The organism is Stenotrophomonas sp. INTA L402-1 (assembly GCF_059295135.1).
Genome location: NZ_JCAFWP010000050.1, coordinates 1 through 22,500 on the forward strand (window position 1 = coordinate 1; position 22,500 = coordinate 22,500).

General features: G+C 66.0%; 17 protein-coding genes and 1 tRNA gene. 6 read left to right on the top strand and 12 right to left on the bottom strand.

The genetic code is table 11. The annotated features are described in order from the left end of the window. Positions 1-194: 194 nt before the first annotated feature. The 5 genes from AC5O77_RS19775 to AC5O77_RS19795 all read right to left on the bottom strand — a co-directional run bounded on the left by AC5O77_RS19775 (position 195) and on the right by AC5O77_RS19795 (position 5,949). On the bottom strand, positions 195-641 hold the full coding sequence (locus AC5O77_RS19775; protein WP_478058450.1) for a hypothetical protein: 447 nt from the start codon (positions 639-641) through the stop codon (positions 195-197). Continuing rightward, positions 641-1,567, bottom strand: coding sequence for an RHS repeat domain-containing protein (locus tag AC5O77_RS19780; protein WP_478058451.1), 927 nt, complete (start codon positions 1,565-1,567; stop codon positions 641-643). Before AC5O77_RS19780 ends, AC5O77_RS19775 begins: the two co-directional genes overlap by 1 nt. Positions 1,568-1,847: 280 nt before the next feature. Next, positions 1,848-1,923: transfer RNA gene (locus AC5O77_RS19785), tRNA-Thr, on the bottom strand. Positions 1,924-1,973: 50 nt separating this feature from the next. After that, positions 1,974-2,978, bottom strand: coding sequence for a 2-hydroxyacid dehydrogenase (locus AC5O77_RS19790; protein ID WP_125895439.1), 1,005 nt, complete (start codon positions 2,976-2,978; stop codon positions 1,974-1,976). Between the two features lie 97 nt (positions 2,979-3,075). Then, the gene (locus tag AC5O77_RS19795) at positions 3,076-5,949 is read right to left on the bottom strand and encodes an autotransporter domain-containing protein (RefSeq protein ID WP_478058454.1); all 2,874 of its coding nucleotides are present in this window, start codon (positions 5,947-5,949) and stop codon (positions 3,076-3,078) included. A gap of 254 nt (positions 5,950-6,203) precedes the next feature. On the opposite strand from AC5O77_RS19795, the gene AC5O77_RS19800 reads away from it, so the two are divergent. Genes AC5O77_RS19800 through AC5O77_RS19820 form a run of 5 tightly spaced genes read left to right on the top strand, consistent with a single transcriptional unit; the run spans position 6,204 to position 12,207 of the window. Then, positions 6,204-6,713: an RNA polymerase sigma factor gene (locus AC5O77_RS19800; protein ID WP_029379863.1), complete on the top strand. Its 510-nt coding sequence runs from the start codon at positions 6,204-6,206 to the stop codon at positions 6,711-6,713. Then, entirely contained in the window at positions 6,710-7,678 is a 969-nt protein-coding gene (locus tag AC5O77_RS19805; protein ID WP_032127573.1) for a FecR family protein, read from the top strand. Before AC5O77_RS19800 ends, AC5O77_RS19805 begins: the two co-directional genes overlap by 4 nt. A gap of 11 nt (positions 7,679-7,689) precedes the next feature. Continuing rightward, a complete protein-coding gene (locus AC5O77_RS19810; protein WP_478058456.1) occupies positions 7,690-10,488 on the top strand; it encodes a TonB-dependent receptor plug domain-containing protein in 2,799 nt (932 codons plus the stop codon). Positions 10,489-10,534: 46 nt separating this feature from the next. Then, the gene (locus AC5O77_RS19815; protein WP_478058458.1) at positions 10,535-11,491 is read left to right on the top strand and encodes a hypothetical protein; all 957 of its coding nucleotides are present in this window, start codon (positions 10,535-10,537) and stop codon (positions 11,489-11,491) included. Next, positions 11,488-12,207 carry a hypothetical protein gene (locus AC5O77_RS19820; RefSeq protein ID WP_032127576.1) on the top strand — a complete coding sequence of 240 codons (720 nt, stop codon included), beginning with the start codon at positions 11,488-11,490 and terminating at the stop codon, positions 12,205-12,207. The genes AC5O77_RS19815 and AC5O77_RS19820 overlap by 4 nt, the downstream gene beginning before the upstream one ends. 83 nt (positions 12,208-12,290) lie before the next feature. Here AC5O77_RS19820 and AC5O77_RS19825 read toward each other — a convergent pair whose 3' ends face one another. From AC5O77_RS19825 to murJ, 7 genes are all read right to left on the bottom strand, one after another. Next, positions 12,291-12,956 carry a lysoplasmalogenase gene (locus AC5O77_RS19825; RefSeq protein WP_478058460.1) on the bottom strand — a complete coding sequence of 222 codons (666 nt, stop codon included), beginning with the start codon at positions 12,954-12,956 and terminating at the stop codon, positions 12,291-12,293. Then, positions 12,953-14,836: a M61 family metallopeptidase gene (locus AC5O77_RS19830; protein WP_478058462.1), complete on the bottom strand. Its 1,884-nt coding sequence runs from the start codon at positions 14,834-14,836 to the stop codon at positions 12,953-12,955. The genes AC5O77_RS19825 and AC5O77_RS19830 overlap by 4 nt, the downstream gene beginning before the upstream one ends. A 201-nt stretch (positions 14,837-15,037) precedes the next feature. After that, complete coding sequence (gene ispH / locus AC5O77_RS19835) at positions 15,038-15,988, bottom strand: 4-hydroxy-3-methylbut-2-enyl diphosphate reductase (RefSeq protein WP_049424359.1); 951 nt, start codon at positions 15,986-15,988, stop codon at positions 15,038-15,040. A 27-nt stretch (positions 15,989-16,015) separates the two neighbouring features. Continuing rightward, positions 16,016-16,540 carry a signal peptidase II gene (gene lspA / locus AC5O77_RS19840; RefSeq protein ID WP_478058464.1) on the bottom strand — a complete coding sequence of 175 codons (525 nt, stop codon included), beginning with the start codon at positions 16,538-16,540 and terminating at the stop codon, positions 16,016-16,018. Beyond that, positions 16,540-19,371: an isoleucine--tRNA ligase gene (gene ileS, locus AC5O77_RS19845; RefSeq protein ID WP_478058465.1), complete on the bottom strand. Its 2,832-nt coding sequence runs from the start codon at positions 19,369-19,371 to the stop codon at positions 16,540-16,542. Before ileS ends, lspA begins: the two co-directional genes overlap by 1 nt. Then, positions 19,368-20,315, bottom strand: a complete 948-nt coding sequence (locus AC5O77_RS19850; protein WP_032127582.1) for a bifunctional riboflavin kinase/FAD synthetase — start codon at positions 20,313-20,315, stop codon at positions 19,368-19,370. The genes ileS and AC5O77_RS19850 overlap by 4 nt, the downstream gene beginning before the upstream one ends. Positions 20,316-20,390: 75 nt before the next feature. Continuing rightward, entirely contained in the window at positions 20,391-21,995 is a 1,605-nt protein-coding gene (murJ, locus tag AC5O77_RS19855; protein WP_125895443.1) for a murein biosynthesis integral membrane protein MurJ, read from the bottom strand. Between the two features lie 117 nt (positions 21,996-22,112). On the opposite strand from murJ, the gene rpsT reads away from it, so the two are divergent. Then, on the top strand, positions 22,113-22,382 hold the full coding sequence (rpsT, locus tag AC5O77_RS19860; RefSeq protein ID WP_005408560.1) for a 30S ribosomal protein S20: 270 nt from the start codon (positions 22,113-22,115) through the stop codon (positions 22,380-22,382). Positions 22,383-22,500: the final 118 nt, after the last annotated feature.

Genomic DNA, 22,500 nt, shown 5'->3' on the forward strand with positions numbered 1-22,500 from the left:
GATCCGGCGTCGCCAGCCTCTTCCTGGAGCACCGTCCCCGGCCAACAACTCCGAGGACGGTGAAGATCTCCAAAACCCGTTATCCCGTCGATCGCAAGGCTGCACCGCTTAAGTGAACAGCATTACGACCAAGGCCGGGGCTTTTCTACAACTGGTGCCGAAAACAGGAGTCGAACCTGCGACCTACGCATCCATCATAGCGAAGGACTATAGGCCAGCAGCATCGGCTCTATTAGATTCAAGCCTTCCTCCAGCCGTCCTTCGTCCAGTGCTTCCCTGGAGAGCAGGGCGATCTCCAATCCGGCTTGATCCAGCAGCCCTAGCGAAAGAAGCGCCAGCAGGCTCAATAGATCGAGCCGATCAACATCGCCGTTCTCGAACAGCCATCGTACCAAGCACAAGTGATGCTTTGGCATCTGCCCGGAAAGCACATGATTCCTCGCAATCCAAGTCGATGCTCTTGCAAGAGCCCCTAAGTCGTGTTGTGAAAGATAGGAAGCAATGTCGGCATCGATCGCCGAGGGCAGACTGATTTCACCCGACCAGTAGCGGTCCAGCAAGGCAGGAGCCAGGTCGCCAGCAGATCCGAGAACCTCCGTTTCCACAATTCCCGCCAGAAGCGCGTAGCTATCACCGTCCACTAGTAACGACCTCCTTTGGCAGGCTCCGGAGGGAAGTTGATTGGCCTGTCCTTCGAGCCTGGCTCCTGCTTCCCCTCGCCCACCGTAGCACGTCCGGTGAGGTCATCTGAGAATCGTCGGACGCTACCATTTTCCCCGACATGATCTGTGTGCCCGTGTACAACCTCGCCTTCCTTGGAGGTGACCGTATGGGTTTTGGATACTAGCCGCCCGCTCGAATCTCGTTCTAACTCGTGCTGGGAGGATGCTCCGTCAGCGCCTTCAGATCGTCTTGGCTTAATGTCACTGGTGAATGGGCCATTGGGATCAGCATCGCCCGAGCCAGCCCCCTCGGAACTACCAGCCTCATTCTTTTGAAATAGACCTTTTACCCCTCGTATGAGGGCTTCGCCCGCCTTCTCACGCTGCTGAGGAGTAGTCATCGCATAGTAGCCTGTCGCGACGAATATGGGTATCAGCACAAAAGGCGCCGCGAGCGTGGCACTGCGCCCATCCGGATCCGTGAACTTGTACGGATTGCCGTTCGCATACCGATACCGATTGAACTGCTCAACCGGTTTCTGATACGCCGTCACCGGATCCACCGACAGGAACACACCCAACTGCGGATCCATGTACCGCTGCTGCATGTAGCTCAGCCCGGTCGACGCATCACTCACATGCCCGGTATACCCCGGCCCGTCCGTAACCTGACCACCCACCACGGCCCCATAAGGCTCGTAGTCATAGCGCTTTATCACATTGCCATTGGCATCGCTCTCAGCCACAACCGAGCCCAACGCGTCCGTGTGGATGTACGTGACCGTCGTCTGTGCGACTACCGCTGGCGACAGGCCAAGGCCAATGAGCAGCACGCAGCACAGCCAGGCGCCCAATGCCCCCAGCTTCCGAATTCGATCTTCAAATCCTCTGAAGCGGGTCGACACACCGCCTGCAGTTCCCCCGAACCTGCGCATCCTTCCAATCCCTGAAAGTGCCTTGAAGCAAGGCCGTGTATTCATAGCACAGGAATGGCCGGGTGCGGTTTCCAGATCGGGAACAGGGCGCGGCGCTAAGCGCCTGGGAAGCCGGGCTGTCCGCGAGATTCGGAAATCAGGGGCTGCCAGCCATGGGCTGGCACTACTGGGGCCGGCATTCCGCCGGGCATGGCCCGGCGCTACCAAAGCATAAAAAGCCCCGACCAAGGCCGGGGCTTTTCATTACAACTGGTGCCGGAAACAGGAGTCGAACCTGCGACCTACGCATTACGAATGCGCCGCTCTACCAACTGAGCTATTCCGGCGGAGCCCGCGATTTTACGGGCTGGGCGCCCCGGCGGTCAATCCATCCGGCTCAGCCCACCTCTACCCGGTTGGCGCACACCCGCCCGGCCGCGAAATCCTGCAGATTCCCCAGCGTGATCGCCGAGATCTCCTGCAGCGCCTCCACGGTGAAGAAGCCCTGGTGGCCGGTCACCAGCACATTCGGGAAGGTCATCAGGCGCTGGAAGGCCTCGTCGTCGATGATCTCGCCGGACAGGTCCTGGAAGAACAGCGCGCTTTCCTGCTCGTACACGTCGATGGCCAGATGACCCAGCCGGCGTGACTTCAGCGCGCGGATCACCGCATGGGTATCGACCAGTGCGCCGCGCGACGTATTGACCAGCATCGCGCCCGGCTTCATCCGCGCCAGTGATGCATCATTGATCAGGTGATGAGTCTCAGGCGTCAGCGGGCAATGCAGCGACACGATGTCGGCACGCGCCAGCAGTTCATCCAGCCCGACCATTTCGCCGATACCACCGAACGCGGGTGACGGATAAGGATCGTGCCCCAGCACGGTGCAGCCCATGCCGTTGAAGATGCGCGCGGTGGCCAGCCCGATCTTGCCGGTGCCGACGATGCCGACCGTGCGCCCATGCAAAGTGCGCCCGAGCAGGCCATCGAGCATGAAGTTGCCCTCGCGCACGCGGTTGTAGGCGCGATGGGTCTGCCGGTTGAGGGTCATCACCAGCGCCAACGCATGCTCGGCCACCGCCTCCGGGGAATAGGCCGGTACGCGTGCGACGAACAGATCCAGCGCTTTCGCGGCTGCCAGGTCCACATTGTTGAAACCGGCACAGCGCAGCAGTACGGCCCGCACGCCCATCGCATGCAGGGCGTGCAGCACCGGCGCATCCAGGCGGTCGTTGACGAACACGCATACGGCTGCGCAATCCTGCGCCAGCGCGGCCGTGTGCACGTCCAGCGCCACATCGAAGTACACGAACGCAAAGCCGTCCCCAGCCGCATCGCGCTGGTTCGCCTCATCAAGGAAACGACGGTCGTAGGGACGGGCACTGAAGACGGCGATCTGCATGGACGGGCCTGGGTGGAATAGCATACCGACCATACCGCAGCAGCACCCGCGTTGGGATGGCACCGGCGATGCCGTCATCGCCGGTGCCGGGTGCCACTTAGAACTTGTAGCCCAGGCCCAGCATCACGCCGTTCTGGATCTGCCCGTCGCGGCGCTCACCCACGTAATCGGCCATGATGGACAGCCGCTCGCTGGCACGGCTGGTCACACCCAGGTTCCAGGCCAGCACCTGCTCGCCCACCGCCTGGCTGCTGGCGCCGAACACCAGATCCGGTGCCGCGGCGAAGCCGGTGCTGTAGCGGGCCTGCGAATCGCCCAGTTCCTTCTGCCAGACCACCCGGGCGCGCGGGGTGATGCGCTCGCCGTTGTTGCCTTCGAAGGTCTTGAACAGCTGCAGGCCCGCACCCACGCGGATGCTCTCCAGGCTGCCGCTGCGGCCAACCAGCGCACCGGCGCCCTGCCCTTCGTTGAAGCGGGTGGCCGAGGTGCGCGCGTAGTCCACCACCGGCAGCAACGGCTGGATCACCAGGCCCTTGGCGGTGGTGAAGGAGAACGCATGTTCCACCCGTGCGGAGATCGCATCGTTGCTGTACTTGGCGCGCAGTGGCTGCTGCAGGCCATCGATGCCGTTGATGCTGCGACGCGTATCGTGGCGCAGATCGGTGTAGCGCACGGCCGCCGACAGATAGCCGCGCGCGTACGTCGCATCGAGGTAGCCGCCCACGTCCAGCGCACGCACGTCACCAGTGAAACCAAAGCCATCGCTGGCCTTGGTCGACATGTCCGCCGCGGCCACGCTGACGCCCAGGGTCACGCGGTCATCGGCCACGCGGGTATCGGCACCGACCACGATGCCACCGATGGTGTGGCTCAGGCCGGCCACGCCACCGTCGGCATCGAGGCGGCCATGGCTGGCGAAACCACGCGCCCAGATGCCATGGCTGCGTCCAGCATCAGCGCTGCCCGCAACGCTGCCCGACGCCGGCTCGACCAGGTGCATCGCCAGCTGGTTGAACAGGCTGCCATGGCGCATGCCCGGCTGGGAGGAGACCGACTGCGCCACCTGAGAGGCCAGGCCATCGGCATCACCGCCGCTGCGCATGGCCGACTGGTGCTGCTGCACGACGTTGCCGATGCTGCCCACCAACGCGGTGTCGGCCAGTCGCAGGCTGGCGTGCGCATCACCGCGCAGAGCACCGGCCTGTTGTGCGATTACATCGCGGTCGGCGAACTGCAGTGCGCCCAGCAGCGATCTCAGTCCCTTGTCCTGGCGATCGGAGGCGGTCGCCAGCGCGCGGCCCAGGCCGTCGCCGGACGTACCGTTGGCAAACAGGCCCAGCTGGTCAAAGCCGGGGTTGGCGGTCAGCCACAGGCCGTCGGCGGTCTGGTTGACGTTGAAGCTGAGCAGTGAATTGTGGCGCGGGCGGAACACTTCACCGGCAGTGATGCTGGCACTGTATCCGGCGTCCCCCAGCCGCACGACATCCTGGAAGCCCCCCTGGTAGATCGGCCCTTCCACCAGATCGCGGCGGTAGGCACCGGCATAGAAGCCCTGGGCCACATTCAACGCAAGGTGTGCGCCCTGCGCGATCACCAGCGCGCCCTCCTCGGTGCCGCCGTCGTAGAAGCTGCCGACGCGCAGGCGGCCACTGCCGGTACCACCGGCTTCGGTAACATCAAACAGCACCTGGCCGCCGGGCATGATGTTGACATAGCCGTGGGTCACCAGATCCCCACCGCGCGGCATCAGCGTGCCGAACACGCGCAGGCGGTTGAAGCCATCTTCGCGGTAGGACGGGCCGGTGCCATCCAGCAGCGCATCGCTGTCGGTGCCGACCGATGCGATATCACCGTGGCCGACCACGATGCTGCCCGGCATCACCCGCAGCTCGGGGGTGCGCAGCGCACCACCCTCCAGTGCGATGGTGCCGTTGTCCACCAGAATGAAATCCGCGCCGGTGGTTTCAGCGGTGCGCCAGGTGGCGCCATTGCTGACACGGATCACGCCGGCGGAGTTGGCCAGGGTCGAGGCATCCAGATCGGCCAGCCGCAGCTGGCCGCGCAGTTCATCCTGGAGGTCGGGGTCGGCGAGCAGCTGCTGCAACGACTGCGCGCCGATACCGTTCGCCCCCCGCGTGGAGAAGTTGTACAGGCTCACCGCATAGTTGATGTAGGTGCTGGCCCAGTCGGTATTCCAGCGCGCGAAATCGTCGTCGACAAAGGCCTGCAGCTGGCGCGCGGTACGAAGGTAGCCCGGGTTGATGTCGCCGCTGACGTTGCTGGTGACACGAAGGGTGTCGCCCGGATCGCGATAGCCCGCCGTGTTGATGATGCTGTTGCTGCGGATGTCCTGGCCCGGGAATGACTCCAGCTTGCTCCCACTGCCATCCGGATCGAAGGTAACCGACGTACCCGTGGTACGCGCCGGGTCGCGGAATACCAGCAGGCCATTGGGCTGCACCACTTCATACATGGCCTTGTGCAACAGGCCCGCATCCATGCCACCGCCGTAGTTGCCTGTGTAGATCTGGGTCATGCGCGGCGACGGCGCGTAGGTGATCCTGCCACCACTGCTGGCGGCATGGATCTGCACCGAGTCGACCAGCGGCAGATCGCCGCCGAGGTAACGGTTGACGCCACCGGACTGCATGATCGAGCAGGACGAAATGCAGTGGCCGGACACGATGGTGTCCAGGCCTTGGGTACGGATCACCGCCTGCAGCCACTCGCCGGCAATCAGCGCGCCACCGTTGGACGTTCGCAGCACGACTTCGCGGATCGGACGGCCTTCAGCCTGCGCCTTGGCCAGCAGTGCGGGCAGCGCCACCACATCGGCGACGGTGACGCCGCCGCTGAGGAAGACGCGATCGTCCTGCACGTGATAACTCATTGCCATGACGTCATCCACCACGGATATGGCGGCAACGCCCATCAGCCCGGCCAGGGCCAGGCTCAACTTCGAATACTTCATGCGTTCTCTCTCCACCCGCAACACGCGGGTAGAACGATCAACGCCGCAGCGGGGCGATCTCCCCCAGTGGAACGGATCCTGAAAAATGAATACATTCACAATGAGGATTCGATCGATGCACACTCTTCCCCATCCGGTCATCGTCGCGTAAAACTCGATGACGCATTCGCCACCGACAGTCGAGGCCAGCCCTGTCCACCCCGTCTCCCCTGATCCATCGCGCGCCGGAGCCGCCCGCACCTGCGGATGCCTTCATCGCGTTCGTACGCGAAGAGCGCGCACCGCTGTGCGCGTTCCTGCGCACGCGGGGGGTCGGGCCTGAGGATGCCGAGGATATCGCGCAGGACTGCATGGAGCGGCTGATCCGCTATCGCGCACAGGGCCCGGACGAACTGCGCCTGCTGCTGTATCGTATCGCCCGCAACCGCCTGGCAGACCGCGGCCGCTCGCCGCAGTCGCGGCCGCATCTGCCGCTGGCCGAACACGATGGCAGCGACGAACCATCCAGTTCCTCGCCCGATCCATTGCGCCAGGCCGAGTCAGGGCAGATGCTGTCCCTGCTGCGGCAGGCCCTGTTCAAGCTGCCCGAACGCGCACGCGAGGTCTATCTGCTCAACCGCATCACCGGCATGAGCTACACGCAGATCGCGCGGCATTGTGGAATTACTGCCAAGACCGTGGAAAAACATATCGCCCGGGCCCTGCAGGGCCTGCGTCAGGAGTTGGGATCGGATCCGCTGCACAACGACAGGGACGGCCAATGAGTGGCACCCCGCACAGGGATGATGCACAGCTGTTTGAACGCGCCAGCGCCTGGGTAGCCCGCCTGGAAGCCCCGGACTGCACATCGGCCGAACGCGAAACGTTCGAGGACTGGCTGGCCGAAGATCCGGCCCACGTCAAAGCCTGGGTGCAGGCCGAAACCCTGTTCCAGCAGGGTGCGGAGCTTGCGGCTGACCCCTGGCTGCGAACCGCCGCGGCACGGGCGGCGCGTCCGCCGCGCCGGCGCTGGTTGCCGGGCGTGGCCGCTGCCGCCGGTGTCTGCATGGCGATCGGCATCGGCTGGATGGTTGCCGTCGACGGCAACCCGACGCCACAGGTCTACGCCAATGATTCGCACCAGGCACAGCAGCAGACGCTGGCCGATGGCAGCGTCGCCATGCTGGATGCCGGCACCACCCTCCGCGCCCGCTTCGGCTGGCGTCATCGTGATCTGGTGCTGGAACGGGGTCGGCTGCAACTGCAGGTCGCACCGTCGAACAAGGCGCTGCAGCTGCACGCCGGCGGCAGTACGATCCGCGACATCGGCACGACCTTCCAGGTGGAACGCCTGCGCGACGGCCTGGTCGAGGTCGCACTGCTGGAAGGTGCCGTGGAAGTCAGCAACGGCGCAGCGCAGCACACGCTGGCGCCCGGCCAACAGCTGCAGGTATTGCCCTCCGGCCGTATCCAGCCGGGCCCTGCCCTCTCGTCCAACGCAGCCGCTGAAGGCTGGCTGCGCGGGCAACTGGTGTTCGATGCCACGCCACTGTCGATCGTGGTCGAGCGCATGAACCGTTATGGCCGCACGCCACTGGTGATCGTCGATCCGGAGATCACCGACCTGGCGGTAAGCGGCACCTTCCGCGCCGGTGATGCACAGGAGCTGCTGTCGGCCCTGGAACTGGGTTGGTCCGTGGCTGGCCAGACGCGTCCGGATGGCGCGCTGGAACTGCGCCGCACCTACTGAGGAGACCGGCAGTGAAGGCAGGTCCGGGTGCGCTGCAGTGGGGGCTGCTCCGCGCCCTGCTATGCCTTGCACTGGGTGTTGCCGCACTACCGATGGCCGATGCCGGCGAGCCCGCCGGCACGCTGGAGATCGACGTGGGCGCTGGCCCACTGGTGCCGGCACTGAAGCAATGGGCCCGGCAGAGTGGCACCGCCCTGCTGTTCGACGCACGTGAACTGGATGATCTGCGCACCGGCGGCAGCCGTGGCCAACGCGATACCGGGGCCTCCCTGAAGCAGCTGGTCGCCGGCCTGCCGGTGAACATCCTGCGCACTTCATCCGGTGCCTTTGTCGTGCGGCGCGTCCATCCCGAGCCCCCTGCCACGCCGCCGAAAGCGGTCGCAGCCCCGCGCCTGCCGCGCCCGGCTCCCAAGTCCGCCGACACGCCACACCAGGTGGAACTGGCGCCCATCCATGTCACCGGCAGCCGGCTGCCGCGCTCTTCGGTGCAGACCACACTGCCGGTCACCACCATCGATCGCGACGATATCCTGCGCAGCGGCTACGGCAATCTGTTCGATCTGCTGCGGCACCTGCCCGGCATGAACGGCCATCCGGCCATGAGCACCTCGCGCGGCGGCGATTCGCAGTACCTGCCGGTGGGCGCAGCGGCCACCACCAGCCTCGACGGCATGGGCCCGCGGGCGACGCTGTTCCTGGTCAACGGCCGGCGCCTGCCGCGCTATCCGATGGTGTCGCTGGAACAGGGTGGGCTCACCGACCTCGGCGGCATTCCGCTGAGCTTCGTCGACCGCATCGAACTGGTACGCGGTGGTGCCTCGGCCATCTATGGGGCCGACGCCATGTCCGGCGTGGTCAACATCATCCTGCGTGACCAGGCCGATGGGCCCGAAGCCATGCTGCAGACCGGCCTGAGCAGCCGCGGCGATGCGGGCCAGTACCGCCTGCAGGCCGCCACGGGCGGCGCGCGTGGCAACGGGGACCGCTGGTTTGCCGGACTCGATCTGCACCGTGTCGAACATGTCGCCGGTGACCAGCGTGACTGGCACGCGGAAACCTCGCTGTATCCGATCGGCGCGATCTTCGGCAACTGGTACGTGCCCGCCCGGCGCTGCGAGCCGCCCCTGAAGCGGCGCGAGGATGGCTGCTGGTTTGACAGCGCGCGGCCGCGGTCGCTGCAGCCCGCCTCGGATACCGCGTCGGCCTTCCTGCACTACCGGCATGAACGTGGTGAGGGACGCTATGCCTATGTCGAGGCGCGGGCCAGTCACAACCGCCAGCGCTTCGATCTGGGCCCGACCGCCGTTGCGGTGGTCTCGCGCGGAATCACCTTCAACAGTGTGCTGCGTGAGGCCGGCAACGTGCGCCCCAGCGTCCGCGCCACCGATGCCGACCTTACCTTCGGCATCGGCCGCGACCAGGGCCGGCGCAGCTGGGAGGCGGGCATCAGCGCGCAGCGAAGCGACGTGACCTTGTCCACTGCAGGCACCGTGCGCACGACACGCCTGCTTGAAGCAACGCAGGCGCGCAGGTTCACTCCCGGTTTCGACGCGCCGCCGGCGGCCGAGGCGGACACGCTGTTTCCGTCCATCCGCAACCGCGGCAGCACCGCACAGTGGCAGGGCTGGTGGGGCGTGCAGCGTGAGCTGATGGCAATGCCCGGCGGCAATGCGCAGCTGGCCACCGGCATCGACCTGCGCCATGAACGCTGGACCTCGCGCCCGGACGCGCTGCTGAGCCAGGGCGACCTTGCGCTGGGCCTGCCGCAGCAGCGACGCCGCCTGTCGCGACAAAGCAGTGGCGTCTACGCCGAGCTGGGCCTGCCGCTGGCCCCCACGCTGCGCGCGGACCTGGCTGCACGCTGGGACCGCGACGGCGGCTTCATGGCGTTCTCGCCTCGTGCCGGGCTGCGCTGGAGCCCGACGCCGCACTGGTCGTTCCTGCTGGCCAGCGGGCGCGGCTATCGTGCACCGAGCCTGTTCGAGCAACGGCGGCCTCCCGGCTACTTCGGCTCGATCACGCTTCCGGTGTCCAGTGCCCTTCCGGAATGTGCGATCGCCACGCGTGGTGGCGGCTGCAGCGTCACGGCCAACGTGGTTGAGAACGATGCACTGAAGGCCGAACGATCACGCAGCCATTCGCTGGCAGCCACGTGGACGCCCGACGACACGTTCTCGCTGTCGCTGACCCACAACATCGTGGAACTGCGCAACGAGATCCTCGCCCTGCAGCCGAGCGATGCGGTGTGGAACCGCAGCACGTGGGAACTGGATGAAGACGGCCACCTGGGCAGCCTGCGCCTGTCGTTCGACAACATCGGCCGCACCACCTCCCGCAACTGGGTGCTGCGTGGCGAGTACCGCATCGACAGCGGCAGCAACGGCCAATGGTTGTTTTCGCTCGATGCGCTGAAGCAGCAGGAACTGCTTCGCCGCCGTGACCATGAGGCCGCCGTGGACCTGCGTGGTCATGTGACACCCGAGCTGGCTGCGGTGTTGAACGTGCAATGGCAGAACAGCAACTGGGACATCGCGCTGCGCGGCAACCAGATCGGGCGCACGCGTGCCTGGCTGCCGGGGGCGGAGTGCCCGCAGAAGCAGGTCGACCGGAACCACTGCATGAACCCACGGCAGCTGCGCTGGAACCTGCACCTCGCACGCCGGCTGGGGCCGCGCATCGTTGCAGCGCTGGACGTGCACAACGTGCTGGACACGCAACCGGTGAACTATCTGGTCGGCAATGGCGGGCAGATGCCCGGGCTGGACGATCCGCTCGGCCGCTACTACCTGCTTACCCTGCAGTTCCGCTGAAGCGTAGTAATCTACGCGCCCTGTTCCACCGCGGTCCCCTTCCCCCATGAAAGCCTATCTCTGGTTCTGGGGCGCGTTCCTGCTGTTCTTCGCGTTGCCTTTTCCCTGCATTCTCTATTTCGGCACTTCGTGGCCGGTAGCGCTGGTCGACCGCAGCGCACCGTGGCTGGCACTGTTGCTGCTGGCACTGTCGATGGTCCTGTGGCTGATGCTGCTGTTCGCCTTCCTGCACTACCTGTTGCTGGGGCCGCCACGCGCACTGCACCGGGTGCAGTCGATCCTGGCCGACGGTGAACCGCGCAGTGCGCTGATCGAGCAGGCCGAACAGACCGGCGTGCGGGTACGTGGGTTCGCGCAATGGAAACTGCAGTTGTCCTTCAAGAACCTGTCCGGTACGCCGGTCCGCGAACAGATGCTGGTGGTCGACAGCAAACCCCAGCTGCATCGCTTCGAGGCCGGTAGGCACATTGATGCACGCCTGGGCCGGACGCCCGGGGCATTCCCCAACATCGTGCTGGATGGTGCCCAGCCCGAACTGAATGTCGCCAGCCTGTGGCGGCGCGGCATCGGTGCAGCACTCGGCATCGCCATCGTTGCCGCTGCCTATGTGTGGGCCTACCAGCTGCAGAGCGAGGGGCTGGGCTGGACCTTCCTGTCGTTCGGTCACCCGCTGCTGGTGTGCCCGCTGGTGCTGTGTGGCTATGCGCTGGGCCTGCGCCTGCTCGGCCGCCTGCTGCACGCCGATGCCCGCGGCGATGCGCTGAAGTATCGCGGTATCGGCGTGGAGGCCAGGGTGTTGAAGGTGCGTCAGACCGGTACCTACCTCAACGAACAGCCGCAGGTGGAGTTCCAGCTGGAATACATCGACCGCGAAGGCAACGTGCAGCAGGCCCGCGTGCGCCGCTTCATCCCGCTGATTGAACTGGCCAACATCCCGCGCGAGCATGTGACGCTGCTGTACGACCCGGATGACCGCAGCAACGTGCGCCTGGAGGGAGTATGAAACAGCCGCCCTCAACCCGCACCGTGTTCCTGGTACTGTTGCTGGTTCTGGCGGGCGTGGCCGTTGCCGGAGGCGCCCTGCAGACCATCAGCGAAACGCTGGGGCATTCGGTACAGCCGGACCGGTTGCCTGCCTCCGTCTCGTCCCAGTCGCCGCGCGAGCAATCCGCATCGCTTGTGCCGTCCCCGGCGCCCTTCCCCGCCGCGAGTACCGCTGGAGCGCCCGAGCGCAACAACCGCCTGTTCGATGCGGACTACCTGCTGGCTGCCCGTCAGGCACTGGAGCAGATGCCAGCGCTGGCCGGCCAGCGGCTGACGGTCTTCCACAGCATCCACTTCTACGACGATGGCCGCATCAACCTCGATCTGGTCGATCCGCAACAGCCGGGCCACGTCGACAGCTATCACTTTGAACGTGGCCAATGGCGCAAGGGCAATCCGGTGAACCCGCAGCAGTTTGCGCCGACCATCAGCCTGCAGCGCAGCAGCACATCCCTGGCCAGCATCGATTTCGAGGCTGTTCCGCGCGTGGCGCAGGCGCTGCAGGAACAGCGCAATGCACTGCAGAACCCCGCATCTGAAGTCGGCCACGTCTACGTGATCGTGCGCAAAGCCGGCAAGCTGGTATGGCTGCCGGACGAAGTCGCCGGTGACCGCGAATCCGTGCGCCTGCAGTTCGATGCGCAGGGCGCCCTGCGCGGCGTGAGCCGCCGGTAGGCCACACAAAAAAGGGGACGGAGGGGATTAAGTCGTATGTGCCTTGGTGCGCTTTGCGACTTAATCCCCTCCGTCCCCTTTTTCTATTTCACCGAGCGCGCGATGGCGTACTGCGCGCCATAGTAGGTGGACAACACCAGCAAGCTGGCCAGCGGCAGGCCGCCGGCGAAGCGGTCCCAGGCCAACAGGGAATCGCTGGCGACGAACAGCACGGCACCGGCAGCGGCCCAACGGGCACTGGCGGCCTCCATGGCGTCAGGCTGCGGGCGGCGCCACTGCCGTGCCAGGGCCAGCACCGCCATCGATGCCAGCACCACCACGTACGCCAGCACCGGAATACGCATCGGTGCGGGCAGGTGTGGCCACAGGCCCAGCACGTTGAGCACGGCAAACGCACCGAGCAGGACGCTGGCGCCGACCAGCCCACGCCCGGCACGCAGGCCTCCGCGGAAGGCGATGATGTAGCAGACATGCGCCAGCAGGAATGCGACCAGTCCCGGTACGAACGCATCCATCGGCAGCATCAGTGCGATATCACCCAAGCACGAAAGCAGCATGCCGGCCAGCACCGCACGCCGATAGAACGGTTGCGCGGGATCGTGCACGCGCCAGGCGATGGCAGCGATCAGCAGCGTGGTGGCCGGCTTGGCCAGCCAATGCAGCCAGCGCCCATCGCCATGCAGGAACGCGCCGATGATGGCGAGGATTGCCATCAGCAGGATCAGGCCATCGCGGGCGCGCGGCTTCATCGTGCCTTCCACAGATCCGCCAGGCGGTCAGGCTTGCCGGTGATGCGCTCCAGCACCGGGTACTGCAGGCCACCGTGGTAGGCGATGCTCATCGTTTCGATGCGATCGAACTGCTTCACCAGCAACACGATCGGCGCCTTGTCCTTTGCTGCGGCGGCGACTGCATCCTTCAGCCGCTGGCTGCTGTACTCGCGCCCGCCAACTGCAATCACCTTCATGCCCGGCGCCAGGCCGGCATTGAACGCCGGACTGTCCCAGATCACGTCACCGACCGTTCCGTTGTCGAGCACGGTCGCGCCCAGCGAATACGCCAGCAGCGCTGCCTTGGCGCGCTTCTCCTGCGCCTTGTAGGCATCGTTCGGGGCATCGCGATAAACCAGCTTCCAGCCCGCCAGTTCCAGGCCGCCGGTCAACGAACCATGGCCGTCCAGACGCCCACGCAGGAACGTCGCCCAGTCATACGGCGCGATGCCGTTCAAGGTCGCGACCACATCATCGAAGGTGTACGGATTGACGTCCCAATTGCCATTGCCGACGCCGAAGAACGCACGTGCGAAGTCGTCCAGGCTGCGGCGATTGCCGCTCAGTTCGCGCAGCTTGCCCTCCACTTCCAGCCACAGCATCTGGCCGCCGGAGTAGTAGTCCTCGCTCATCTGGTAGTTGCGGTAGGGCAACGTGCGGCGCTGGGCGATGGTCGGGTCGTTGGTGGTGTCCTGCAGCGGCCGCCAGGCCAGGCCCGGGCGACCACGGTCATAGGTTGCGGCCACGTTGGCCAGCATGTCGCGCGCCTGTGTGGTCGACCACAGGCCCGAACGCGCCGCCAGCACCTGGCCCCAGAACTGGGTCTGGCCTTCGTACACCCACAGCAGGCTGTCGCCCATCGGCACGTTGAAGTTGGCAGTGGCCAGGTCCGCGCCGCGGCGGTACTTGCCGTTCCAGGAGTGGGTGTACTCGTGCGGCAGCAGATCGCGCATCCACGCGCTCTTATCCCACTCGGTGAAGTAGCCTGGGTCGGCACTGTTCTCGCTGGAACGGTGATGCTCCAGGCCGATGCCGCCAAGGCGGTCGGTCAACGCCAGCAGGAATTCATAGTGGTTGTAGTGGCGCGCGCCATAGAGCTTGTCGGCCTGATGCACCAGCGCGCGGTGCATCGTGATCTGCGCCTCGCTCGGCTTCAACGACTTGGCCTCGTCGGCGAACACATTGAGGTGCACCGGCACCTTCGCACCCGGGTCGAGATCGATGCGCTGGTAGTGCTCGCCGGCGAACAACGGCGAATCGACCAGATGGTCATACGAGATCGGCTTGAACACCACGGTGTCACCGTCGCGTCGCGCGGTTTCCAGGGCAGTGGCGAACGACCAGCCCTTGGGCAGGGTCACGCTGGCCTGCGCCTGCAGGTTGCGCGCATCGACGCCGGCCGGATACAGCGAATTGGCGTTCCACTGCAGGTTGAGCATTTCCGGGGTCATCACCACCCGGCCCTGGCTGCCGCCCTGCGAGGACAGGAAATCGAAGTGGGCGACGATCTCGCTCACGCCCTCGGGCACGTTCACCTTGAACGCATAGACGTTGAACTGGTCGCGCTGCCAGGCCAGCGGCTTGCCGTTGGCGGTCACGCGCAGGCCGGCCAGTTTGTCGATCGGGCCGGTGGGCGAATGGTTGCCGGGAATCCACTGCGGGTATAGCAGGGTCATCGGGCCAGGCTTGGCCGGCACGGTGGCGGTCACCTTGAAGATGCGCCGGGCCAGATCGCGCGCGTCCACGTCGATGCGCAGCAGGCCGGGAGCCGCCGCGTTCGCCGGTGGCGAGGTCTGCGCCAGTGCAGGCGTGGCGGCCAGCGCGAACAGCAACGACATCGCCAAGGCTCGGGTCTTCATCGGACAGCTTCCAACAACGGAGAATCTTCCGATGCTAGGCCTGTAAAGTGCCCCGCCCCATGGCCAAAGGTCATGGGCGCGCGCCCATCCGTGCATGCCCAGAAGCGTGCGAACCAAGGTTCGCACCCACCTTGTGCTGGTTCGCACCCACCAGAGCAGTTTCAGTAGATCCACGCCATGCGTGGATGAGGCGCTTCCCGGTCAGTCGACCAGGCGCAGGCGCAGTTCCTTCGGCAGCGCGAACACCATCGATTCCGGTTCGCCGTCCAGCTCGCCCACGCCGCTGGCGCCCAGCTCGGCCAGACGCGCCAGCACGCCATCAACCAGCACCTGCGGCGCCGAGGCACCTGCGGTCACGCCGATGTGCTGCTTGCCAACCACCCACTGCGGGTCGATCTCGTGCGCGCCGTCGATCAGGTACGACTCCACGCCTTCACGACGGGCCAGCTCGCTCAAACGGTTGGAGTTCGAGCTGTTCGGCGAACCGACCACCAGCACCAGATCGCAGCGTTTGGCCAGGTCGCGCACGGCGTCCTGGCGGTTCTGCGTGGCGTAGCAGATGTCGTCGTTCTTCGGGCCCTGCATCGCCGGGAAACGCTCGCGCAATGCATCGATGATGCCGCGCGTGTCATCCACCGACAGCGTGGTCTGGGTGGTGTAGGCGAAGTTTTCCGGCTGGTTGATGTGCAGCGTGGCAACCTGCTCGACATCTTCGACCAGGTAGATCTGGCCGGTACCGGCTTCGCGGTTCCACTGGCCCATGGTGCCCTCCACTTCCGGGTGACCGGCGTGGCCGATCAGCACCACGTCACGGCCGGCACGGCAGTGGCGGGCCACTTCGAAGTGGACCTTGGTCACCAGCGGACAGGTGGCGTCGAACACCTTCAGGCCACGACGCTCGGCCTCCTGGCGCACGGCCTGGGACACGCCATGCGCGCTGAAAATGACCGTGTTGTTGTCCGGCACTTCATCGAGTTCCTCGACGAAGATCGCACCGCGCTGCTTCAGGTCGTCGACCACGAAGCGGTTGTGCACCACTTCATGGCGGACATAGATGGGCGCGCCCAGCGTTTCGATCGCGCGCTTGACGATCTCGATCGCACGATCGACGCCGGCACAGAATCCACGCGGGTTGGCGAGCAGCACATCCATCAGTTCAGTCTCCCGGCAGCGGCCGGCTTACGGTTTCGGGTTGGCATTATCCGCCTTTTTGGCGGACTTGCCGTCGAACAGGCCAAACAGGGCGATGCCGATGGCACCCACCACGATGGCCGAGTCGGCGATGTTGAACGAGGGCCAGGTGTAGCTGCCCACGTACCACTGGATGAAATCGACCACGTGGCCGTGCACCTGGCGGTCGATCACGTTGCCGATGGCACCGCCGATGATCAGCGCATACGGCACCGCGGCTTTCCAGTTGCTGCGGGCGGTGCCGCGCAGCCACCAGGCCATCAGGCCGCTGATGACGATCGCCAACACGGTGAAGAAGTGTTTCTGCCAGCCACCGGCGTCGCTCAGGAAACTGAACGCGGCACCAGTGTTGTAGGTGCGGTACCAGTTCCAGAAGCCGTCGATGACCACCACCGGCTGGAACTCCGGCAGGCTCGACAACACCCAGGCCTTGGACCACTGGTCCAGGCCGATGATGGCCACCGACAGCAGCAGCCAGACCAGGGCGTTCGGATGCGGACGGGGCGCGGCCATCAGAACCAGCTCCGCAGTTCGCCGGCACCGGTGATGTTGCTCACGCAGCGGCCGCACAGTTCCGGGTGGTCGGCGTTGCTGCCGACGTCGGCGCGGTGGTGCCAGCAGCGCACGCACTTGGCCTTGGTGGTCGGCTGGGCGCTGACGAACACCTCGTCGGTGGTCGCCGGGCGCACCTGCACGTCGCCACTGATGAACAGGAAACGCAGTTCATCGGCCAGCGGCTGCCACTTCGCGGCCTGCTCTTCGCTGGCGGCGATGGTGATTTCCGCTTCCAGCGCGGCACCGATGGCGCCGTTGGCACGCATCGGTTCGAGCACCTTGGCCACCTGCTCGCGCACGGCCAGCAGCTGGTCGAAGTCGCCGGCGTTGAGCTGGGCATCGGCCGGCAGCGGCGCCAGGCCGTCGTACCAGGTGGTGAACAGCACATGGCCGGCATGCTCGCCCGGCAGATAGCCCCACAGCTCGTCGGCGGTGAAGGTCAGGATCGGCGCCACCCAGCGGGTGAACGCTTCGGCGATGTGGTACATCGCGCTCTGCGCCGAACGGCGACCGTGCGAATCGGTCGGCATCGTGTACAGGCGGTCCTTGGTCACGTCCAGGTACAACGAGCCCAGGTCCACGCTGCAGAAGTTCAGCAGCAGCTGCACGATCTCGGCCATGTTGTAGCCGTCGTAGGCCGCCTTGATCTTCTCCTGCAGCTCCCACGCGCGATGCACGATCCAGCGGTCCAGCGCGACCATCTGGTCGAGCGGCTGCAGGTGCTGGGCCGGATCGAAACCGTCCAGATTGCCGAGCAGGAAGCGTGCGGTGTTGCGCAGGCGACGGTAGGCGTCGGCGTTGCGCTTGAGGATCTCCTGCGACAGCGACATCTCGTTGCTGTAGTCGGCCGAGGCGATCCACAGGCGCAGGATGTCCGCGCCCAGCTTGTTCATGATGTCCTGCGGCTCGATGCCGTTGCCCAGCGACTTGGACATCTTGCGGCCGTGCTCGTCCACGGTGAAGCCGTGGGTCAGGCACTGCTTGTACGGCGCGCGCTTGTCGATCGCCACGCCGGTCAGCAGCGAGGACTGGAACCAGCCGCGGTGCTGGTCGGAACCTTCCAGGTACAGGTCGGCCGGCTTGCCGAAGCCACGCGCCGCAAGCACGCCTTCATGGGTCACGCCCGAGTCGAACCAGACGTCGAGGATGTCGGTGACCTTCTCGTAGTCGGCCGCTTCGGCGCCCAGCAGTTCAGCAGCATCCAGCGAATACCACACGTCGATGCCCTCAGCCTCGACGCGGTCGGCGACCTGCTGCATCAGCTCCACCGAACGCGGGTGGATCTCGCCGGTCTGGCGATGGGTGAACAGTGCGATCGGCACGCCCCAGGTGCGCTGGCGCGAGATGGTCCAGTCCGGACGACCGTCGACCATGCTCTGGATGCGCGCCTTGCCCCAGGTCGGGAACCAGCCGACGGTATCGATGGCGGCCAGCGCATCGTTGCGCAGGTTGGCCTTGTCCATCGAGATGAACCACTGCGGGGTGGCGCGGAACACCACCGGCGTCTTGTGGCGCCAGCAGTGCGGGTAGCTGTGGCGGATCGGGTGGAAGGCCAGCAGCGAACCGTTGTCGCGCAGCACACCGACGATGGCCTCCTGCGCCTTCCACAGGTGCTGGCCAGCCAGCACCACGTCACCGGCCGGCGGGGTCGATTCCAGGTACACGCCACGACCGTCGATCGGGGTCACCTGGCCGGCGTTGTACTTGTCCAGCAGGCCGTACTTCTGGCTGACCACGAAGTCTTCCTGGCCGTGGCCGGGGGCGGTGTGCACCGCACCGGTACCGTCCTCGTCGGAGACGTGCTCGCCGTTGAGCACCAGGATCTCGCGCTCCGGGTAGAACGGGTGCGCCAGCAGCTGGTTCTCCAGCGCGGCACCGGTGGTTTCACCGTGCAGCACCACGTTTTCGACGCCATAGCGCTGCAGCGCGCGCTCGGCCAGGGCCGCGGCCAGCACCAGCCAACGGCGCTTGCCGTTGTGCGCCGGGCCTTCGGCCAGCACGTAGTTGATCTCCGCGCCCAGCGACACCGCCAGCGAAGCCGGCAGCGTCCACGGGGTGGTGGTCCAGATCGGCACGGCCACTTCCACATCGGCCGGCACGCTCACGCCGAACGCCTGGCCGATGGCCTGCACATCGCGCGCGGCGTAGGCGACGTCGATCGCCGGCGATTCCTTTTCCTGGTACTCGATCTCGGCCTCGGCCAGTGCCGAGCCACAGTCGAAGCACCAGTACACCGGCTTGGCGCCACGCACCAGGTGGCCGTTGGCCACGACCTTGGCCAGCGCACGGATCTCGTTGGCTTCGAAGTCGAAGCTCAGGGTCTTGTACGGGTTGTCCCAGTCGCCGGTCACGCCCAGGCGCTTGAAGTCCACGCGCTGGATGTTGATCTGCTCTTCGGCGAACTCGCGGCACTTCTGGCGGAATTCGACGGCGTCGAGCTTGGTGCCGACCTTGCCCCACTTCTTCTCGACCGCGATTTCGATCGGCAGGCCATGGCAGTCCCAGCCCGGCACGTAGGGCGCGTCGAAGCCGGCCAGGTAGCGCGACTTGACGATGATGTCCTTCAGGATCTTGTTGACCGCGTGGCCGAGGTGGATGCGGCCGTTGGCGTACGGCGGGCCATCATGCAGCACGAACAGCGGGCGGCCGGCGGCGTTGTCGCGCAGCTGCTGGTAGAGCCCCTGCTCTTCCCACCGCGCCAGAATGCCCGGCTCGCGCTTGGGCAGGTCGCCGCGCATCGGGAATTCGGTGGCTGGCAGGTTCAGGGTGGTCTTGTAGTCCTGGCTCACGCAGTGGCTCGCAATCTATGTTCGGAAAGGATGGCGCGCGCCTGTTCGGCATCGCGGTGCATCTGGTCGGTCAGTGCCGCCAGATCATTGAATTTCTCTTCGTCGCGCAGCTTGGCGACGAACTCCACGTCAATGTGGCGCCCGTACAGGTCGCCCTGGAAATCAAACAGGTGCGCTTCCAGCAGCGGCTCCACGCCGTCCACCGTCGGCCGCGTGCCGAAGCTGGACACCGACGGCCACGGCTGGTCGAACACGCCGTGCACCCAGGTCGCGTAGATGCCCGACAGCGCCGGGGTCTTCGGGAAACGCAGGTTGGCGGTGGGGAAGCCCAGCGTGCGGCCGAGCTGGCGCCCACGCACCACCCGCCCGCTGATCGCGTAGGGACGGCCGAGCAGATCGCCGGCACGGGCGAAATCGCCGTCCTGCAGCAGCTGGCGGATGCGGGTGCTGGAGATGCGCTCGCCGTGCAGATCGACCGCTTCGATCTCGCCGGCGCTGAAGCCGAGCTCGGCGCCGAGCTGCTGCAGCAGGGCCAGGTCGCCGCGGCGGCGGTTGCCGAAGCAGAACTCCGGCCCGATCCAGACCTCACGCGCACTCAGGCGATTGACCAGCAACTGGCGCACGAAGGTCTCGGCCGGCATCGCCGCCATCGCCGCGTCGAAACGCAGCAGGCCGATCGCATCGACACCCAGCTCGCGCAGGATCTCGACCTTGCTGCGCGCCAGGGTCAGCCGCGGCGGCGGCGTGCCCTGGGCGAAGAATTCACGCGGCAGCGGCTCGAACGCCACGGCCACCGCGGCCACGCCCAAGGCGCGCGCGCGGGCAACCGCGTGGCGGACCAGCGCACGATGGCCCAGGTGGAGGCCGTCGAATGCACCGATACAGACCACGCTTCCGTTGGGGAACAGCTCCCCGCCCTCGACGCTTCTGAACAGCCTGCTCATCAACTCTCGTTCCGGCCCGACCGGGGCCGCTGCTTCAATGGTGTAACCCTGAAGTATAGCCGCCACGGGCCGCGATCAATGCCCACGCAGGTCGCGCGGGCGGAAGCCCATCGCCAGCATGGCCACCGCATAGGTCGCGCCACCGCCGCCGACCAGCAGCATCAGGCCACCGATACGGTGCCATTTGTCCATGACGGTGAAGTCGGGAACCCAATGCAGCAGGGCCAACAGCACGCCGACCATGGCCGCACAGGCCAGCAGCAGCCGCACCAGATAGCCGCCCCAGCCCGGCCGGCGCTGGTAGACATCGGTCTTGCCCAGCCAGTACCAGAGCAGGCCCAGGTTCAGGTAACTGGACAGTGCGCTGGCGATGCCCAGCGCCAGGTGCAGGCCCGGCTGCTTGCCGATGGCCGCCATCACGCCCTGCGCCTTCAGCTCGTCCGGCACCATGACCTGGTACAGCACGGCCAGCAGGGCGAAGTTGAACACCATGTTGGCCACCAGCGCGGCCACACCGGCACGGACCGGGGTCTTGGTGTCCTGGCGGGCATAGAACGCCGGCAGCACCACCTTCAGCAGGGCGAACGCCGGCAGGCCGAAACTCAGGCCGTACACCGACAGCGCGGTCATGCGGGTATCGAAGGCGGTGAACTGGCGGTACTGGAACAGAGTGGCGATCAGCGGCTCGGCCAGCAGCAGCAGGCCCAGCATGGCCGGCACCGAGATCAGCAGGGTCATCCGCAGGCCCCAGTCCAGCGAGCGCGAGAAACCCTCGCGGTCGGTGCTGACGTGATGGCGGGCCAGCGCCGGCAGGATCACCGTGCCCAGCGCCACGCCGAACACACCCAGCGGCAGCTCCAGGAAGCGATCGGCCAGCGACAGCCACGACTGCGAGCCGTCGGTCAGCTTGGCCGCGATGAGGGTATCCAGCAGCAGGTTGATCTGCGCCACCGACGAACCGAACAGGGTCGGCACCATCAGCGTCAGCACCTTGCGCACGCCCGGATGGCGCCAGCCCCAGCGCGGCAGGGTCAGCAGGTTGATGCCCTTCAGCGAGGGCAGCTGGAACAGCAGCTGCAGGATGCCGGCGGCGAGTACCGCCCAGCCCAGCGCCAGGATCTGTTTTTCCGGGGTGCCGCCCAGCTGCGGCGCCAGCCATAGCGCACCGGCGATCATGCACAGGTTGAGGATGACCGGGGTCAGCGCCGGCATCGCGAAACGCTGGAAGCTGTTCAGCGCGCCACCGGCCAGCGCGGTCAACGAGACGAACAACAGGAACGGGAAGGTCAGGCGGAACAGGTCGACCAGCAGGGTCTGCTTGACCGGGTCGGTATCAGCACCACTCGAGAATGCGACCGCCAGCTGCGGCGCGAAGATCAGCGCCAGCGCGGTAACCAGCATCAGCACCCCACCCAGGGTGCCGGCGGTGCGGGCCATCAGTTCACGCAGCTCGGCATGGCTGCGGGTTTCCTTCACTTCCGTGAACACCGGCACGAAAGCGGTGGCGAAAGAGCCTTCGGCGAACAACCGGCGCAGGAAATTGGGTACCCTGAAGGCAACCCAGAACGCATCGGTAACCGCATTGGTGCCGAACGTGGTGGTGATCACCTGGTCACGGACAAGTCCGAGCACCCGCGAGACCATGGTCATGCTGCTGAACGACAGCAGGCCTCGCAACATCTTCGGTGAACTCACTCAGCGTCCCTCTTGACAATCGACTTGACGTGCATTTCTCGGGCCATCATACTAGCTAGCTTGCTGTTCCCATAACACCGATTTTTTCAGGAAACCACCACCGTGGCCAATATCAAGTCCGCCAAGAAGCGCGCCAAGCAGACCGTCGTGCGCAACGCGCGCAACGTGGCTCAGCGCTCGATGCTGCGCACCGCTGTCAAGAAAGTGATCAAGGCGCTGGACGCCAACGATGCCGCCGGCGCCGAAGCCGCCTTCGCCGTTGCCCAGCCGATCCTGGATCGCTTCAGCGCGCGTGGCCTGATCCACAAGAACAAGGCTGCTCGCCACAAGAGCCGCCTGAACGACCGCATCAAGGCCCTCAAGGCCGCCTGATCCGGCGTTGCCGCCCTGCCCCTTCGGGTAGGGCAGCAGACAAGAACCCGGCCCCGGCCGGGTTTTTTGTTGCCTGCGATCCACGCGATCCGGTAGTGCCTGTCTCTTATACACATCT

Coding starts and splice junctions, on each gene's coding strand:
- AC5O77_RS19820 (WP_032127576.1), top strand. CDS start 11,488: ATGAAACAGCCGCCCTCAACCCGCACCGTGTTCCTGGTACTGTTGCTG.
- murJ (WP_125895443.1), bottom strand. CDS start 21,995: ATGTTGCGAGGCCTGCTGTCGTTCAGCAGCATGACCATGGTCTCGCGG.
- AC5O77_RS19805 (WP_032127573.1), top strand. CDS start 6,710: ATGAGTGGCACCCCGCACAGGGATGATGCACAGCTGTTTGAACGCGCC.
- AC5O77_RS19790 (WP_125895439.1), bottom strand. CDS start 2,978: ATGCAGATCGCCGTCTTCAGTGCCCGTCCCTACGACCGTCGTTTCCTT.
- AC5O77_RS19815 (WP_478058458.1), top strand. CDS start 10,535: ATGAAAGCCTATCTCTGGTTCTGGGGCGCGTTCCTGCTGTTCTTCGCG.
- AC5O77_RS19795 (WP_478058454.1), bottom strand. CDS start 5,949: ATGAAGTATTCGAAGTTGAGCCTGGCCCTGGCCGGGCTGATGGGCGTT.
- AC5O77_RS19825 (WP_478058460.1), bottom strand. CDS start 12,956: ATGAAGCCGCGCGCCCGCGATGGCCTGATCCTGCTGATGGCAATCCTC.
- ispH (WP_049424359.1), bottom strand. CDS start 15,988: ATGGATGTGCTGCTCGCCAACCCGCGTGGATTCTGTGCCGGCGTCGAT.
- AC5O77_RS19830 (WP_478058462.1), bottom strand. CDS start 14,836: ATGAAGACCCGAGCCTTGGCGATGTCGTTGCTGTTCGCGCTGGCCGCC.
- lspA (WP_478058464.1), bottom strand. CDS start 16,540: ATGGCCGCGCCCCGTCCGCATCCGAACGCCCTGGTCTGGCTGCTGCTG.
- AC5O77_RS19850 (WP_032127582.1), bottom strand. CDS start 20,315: ATGAGCAGGCTGTTCAGAAGCGTCGAGGGCGGGGAGCTGTTCCCCAAC.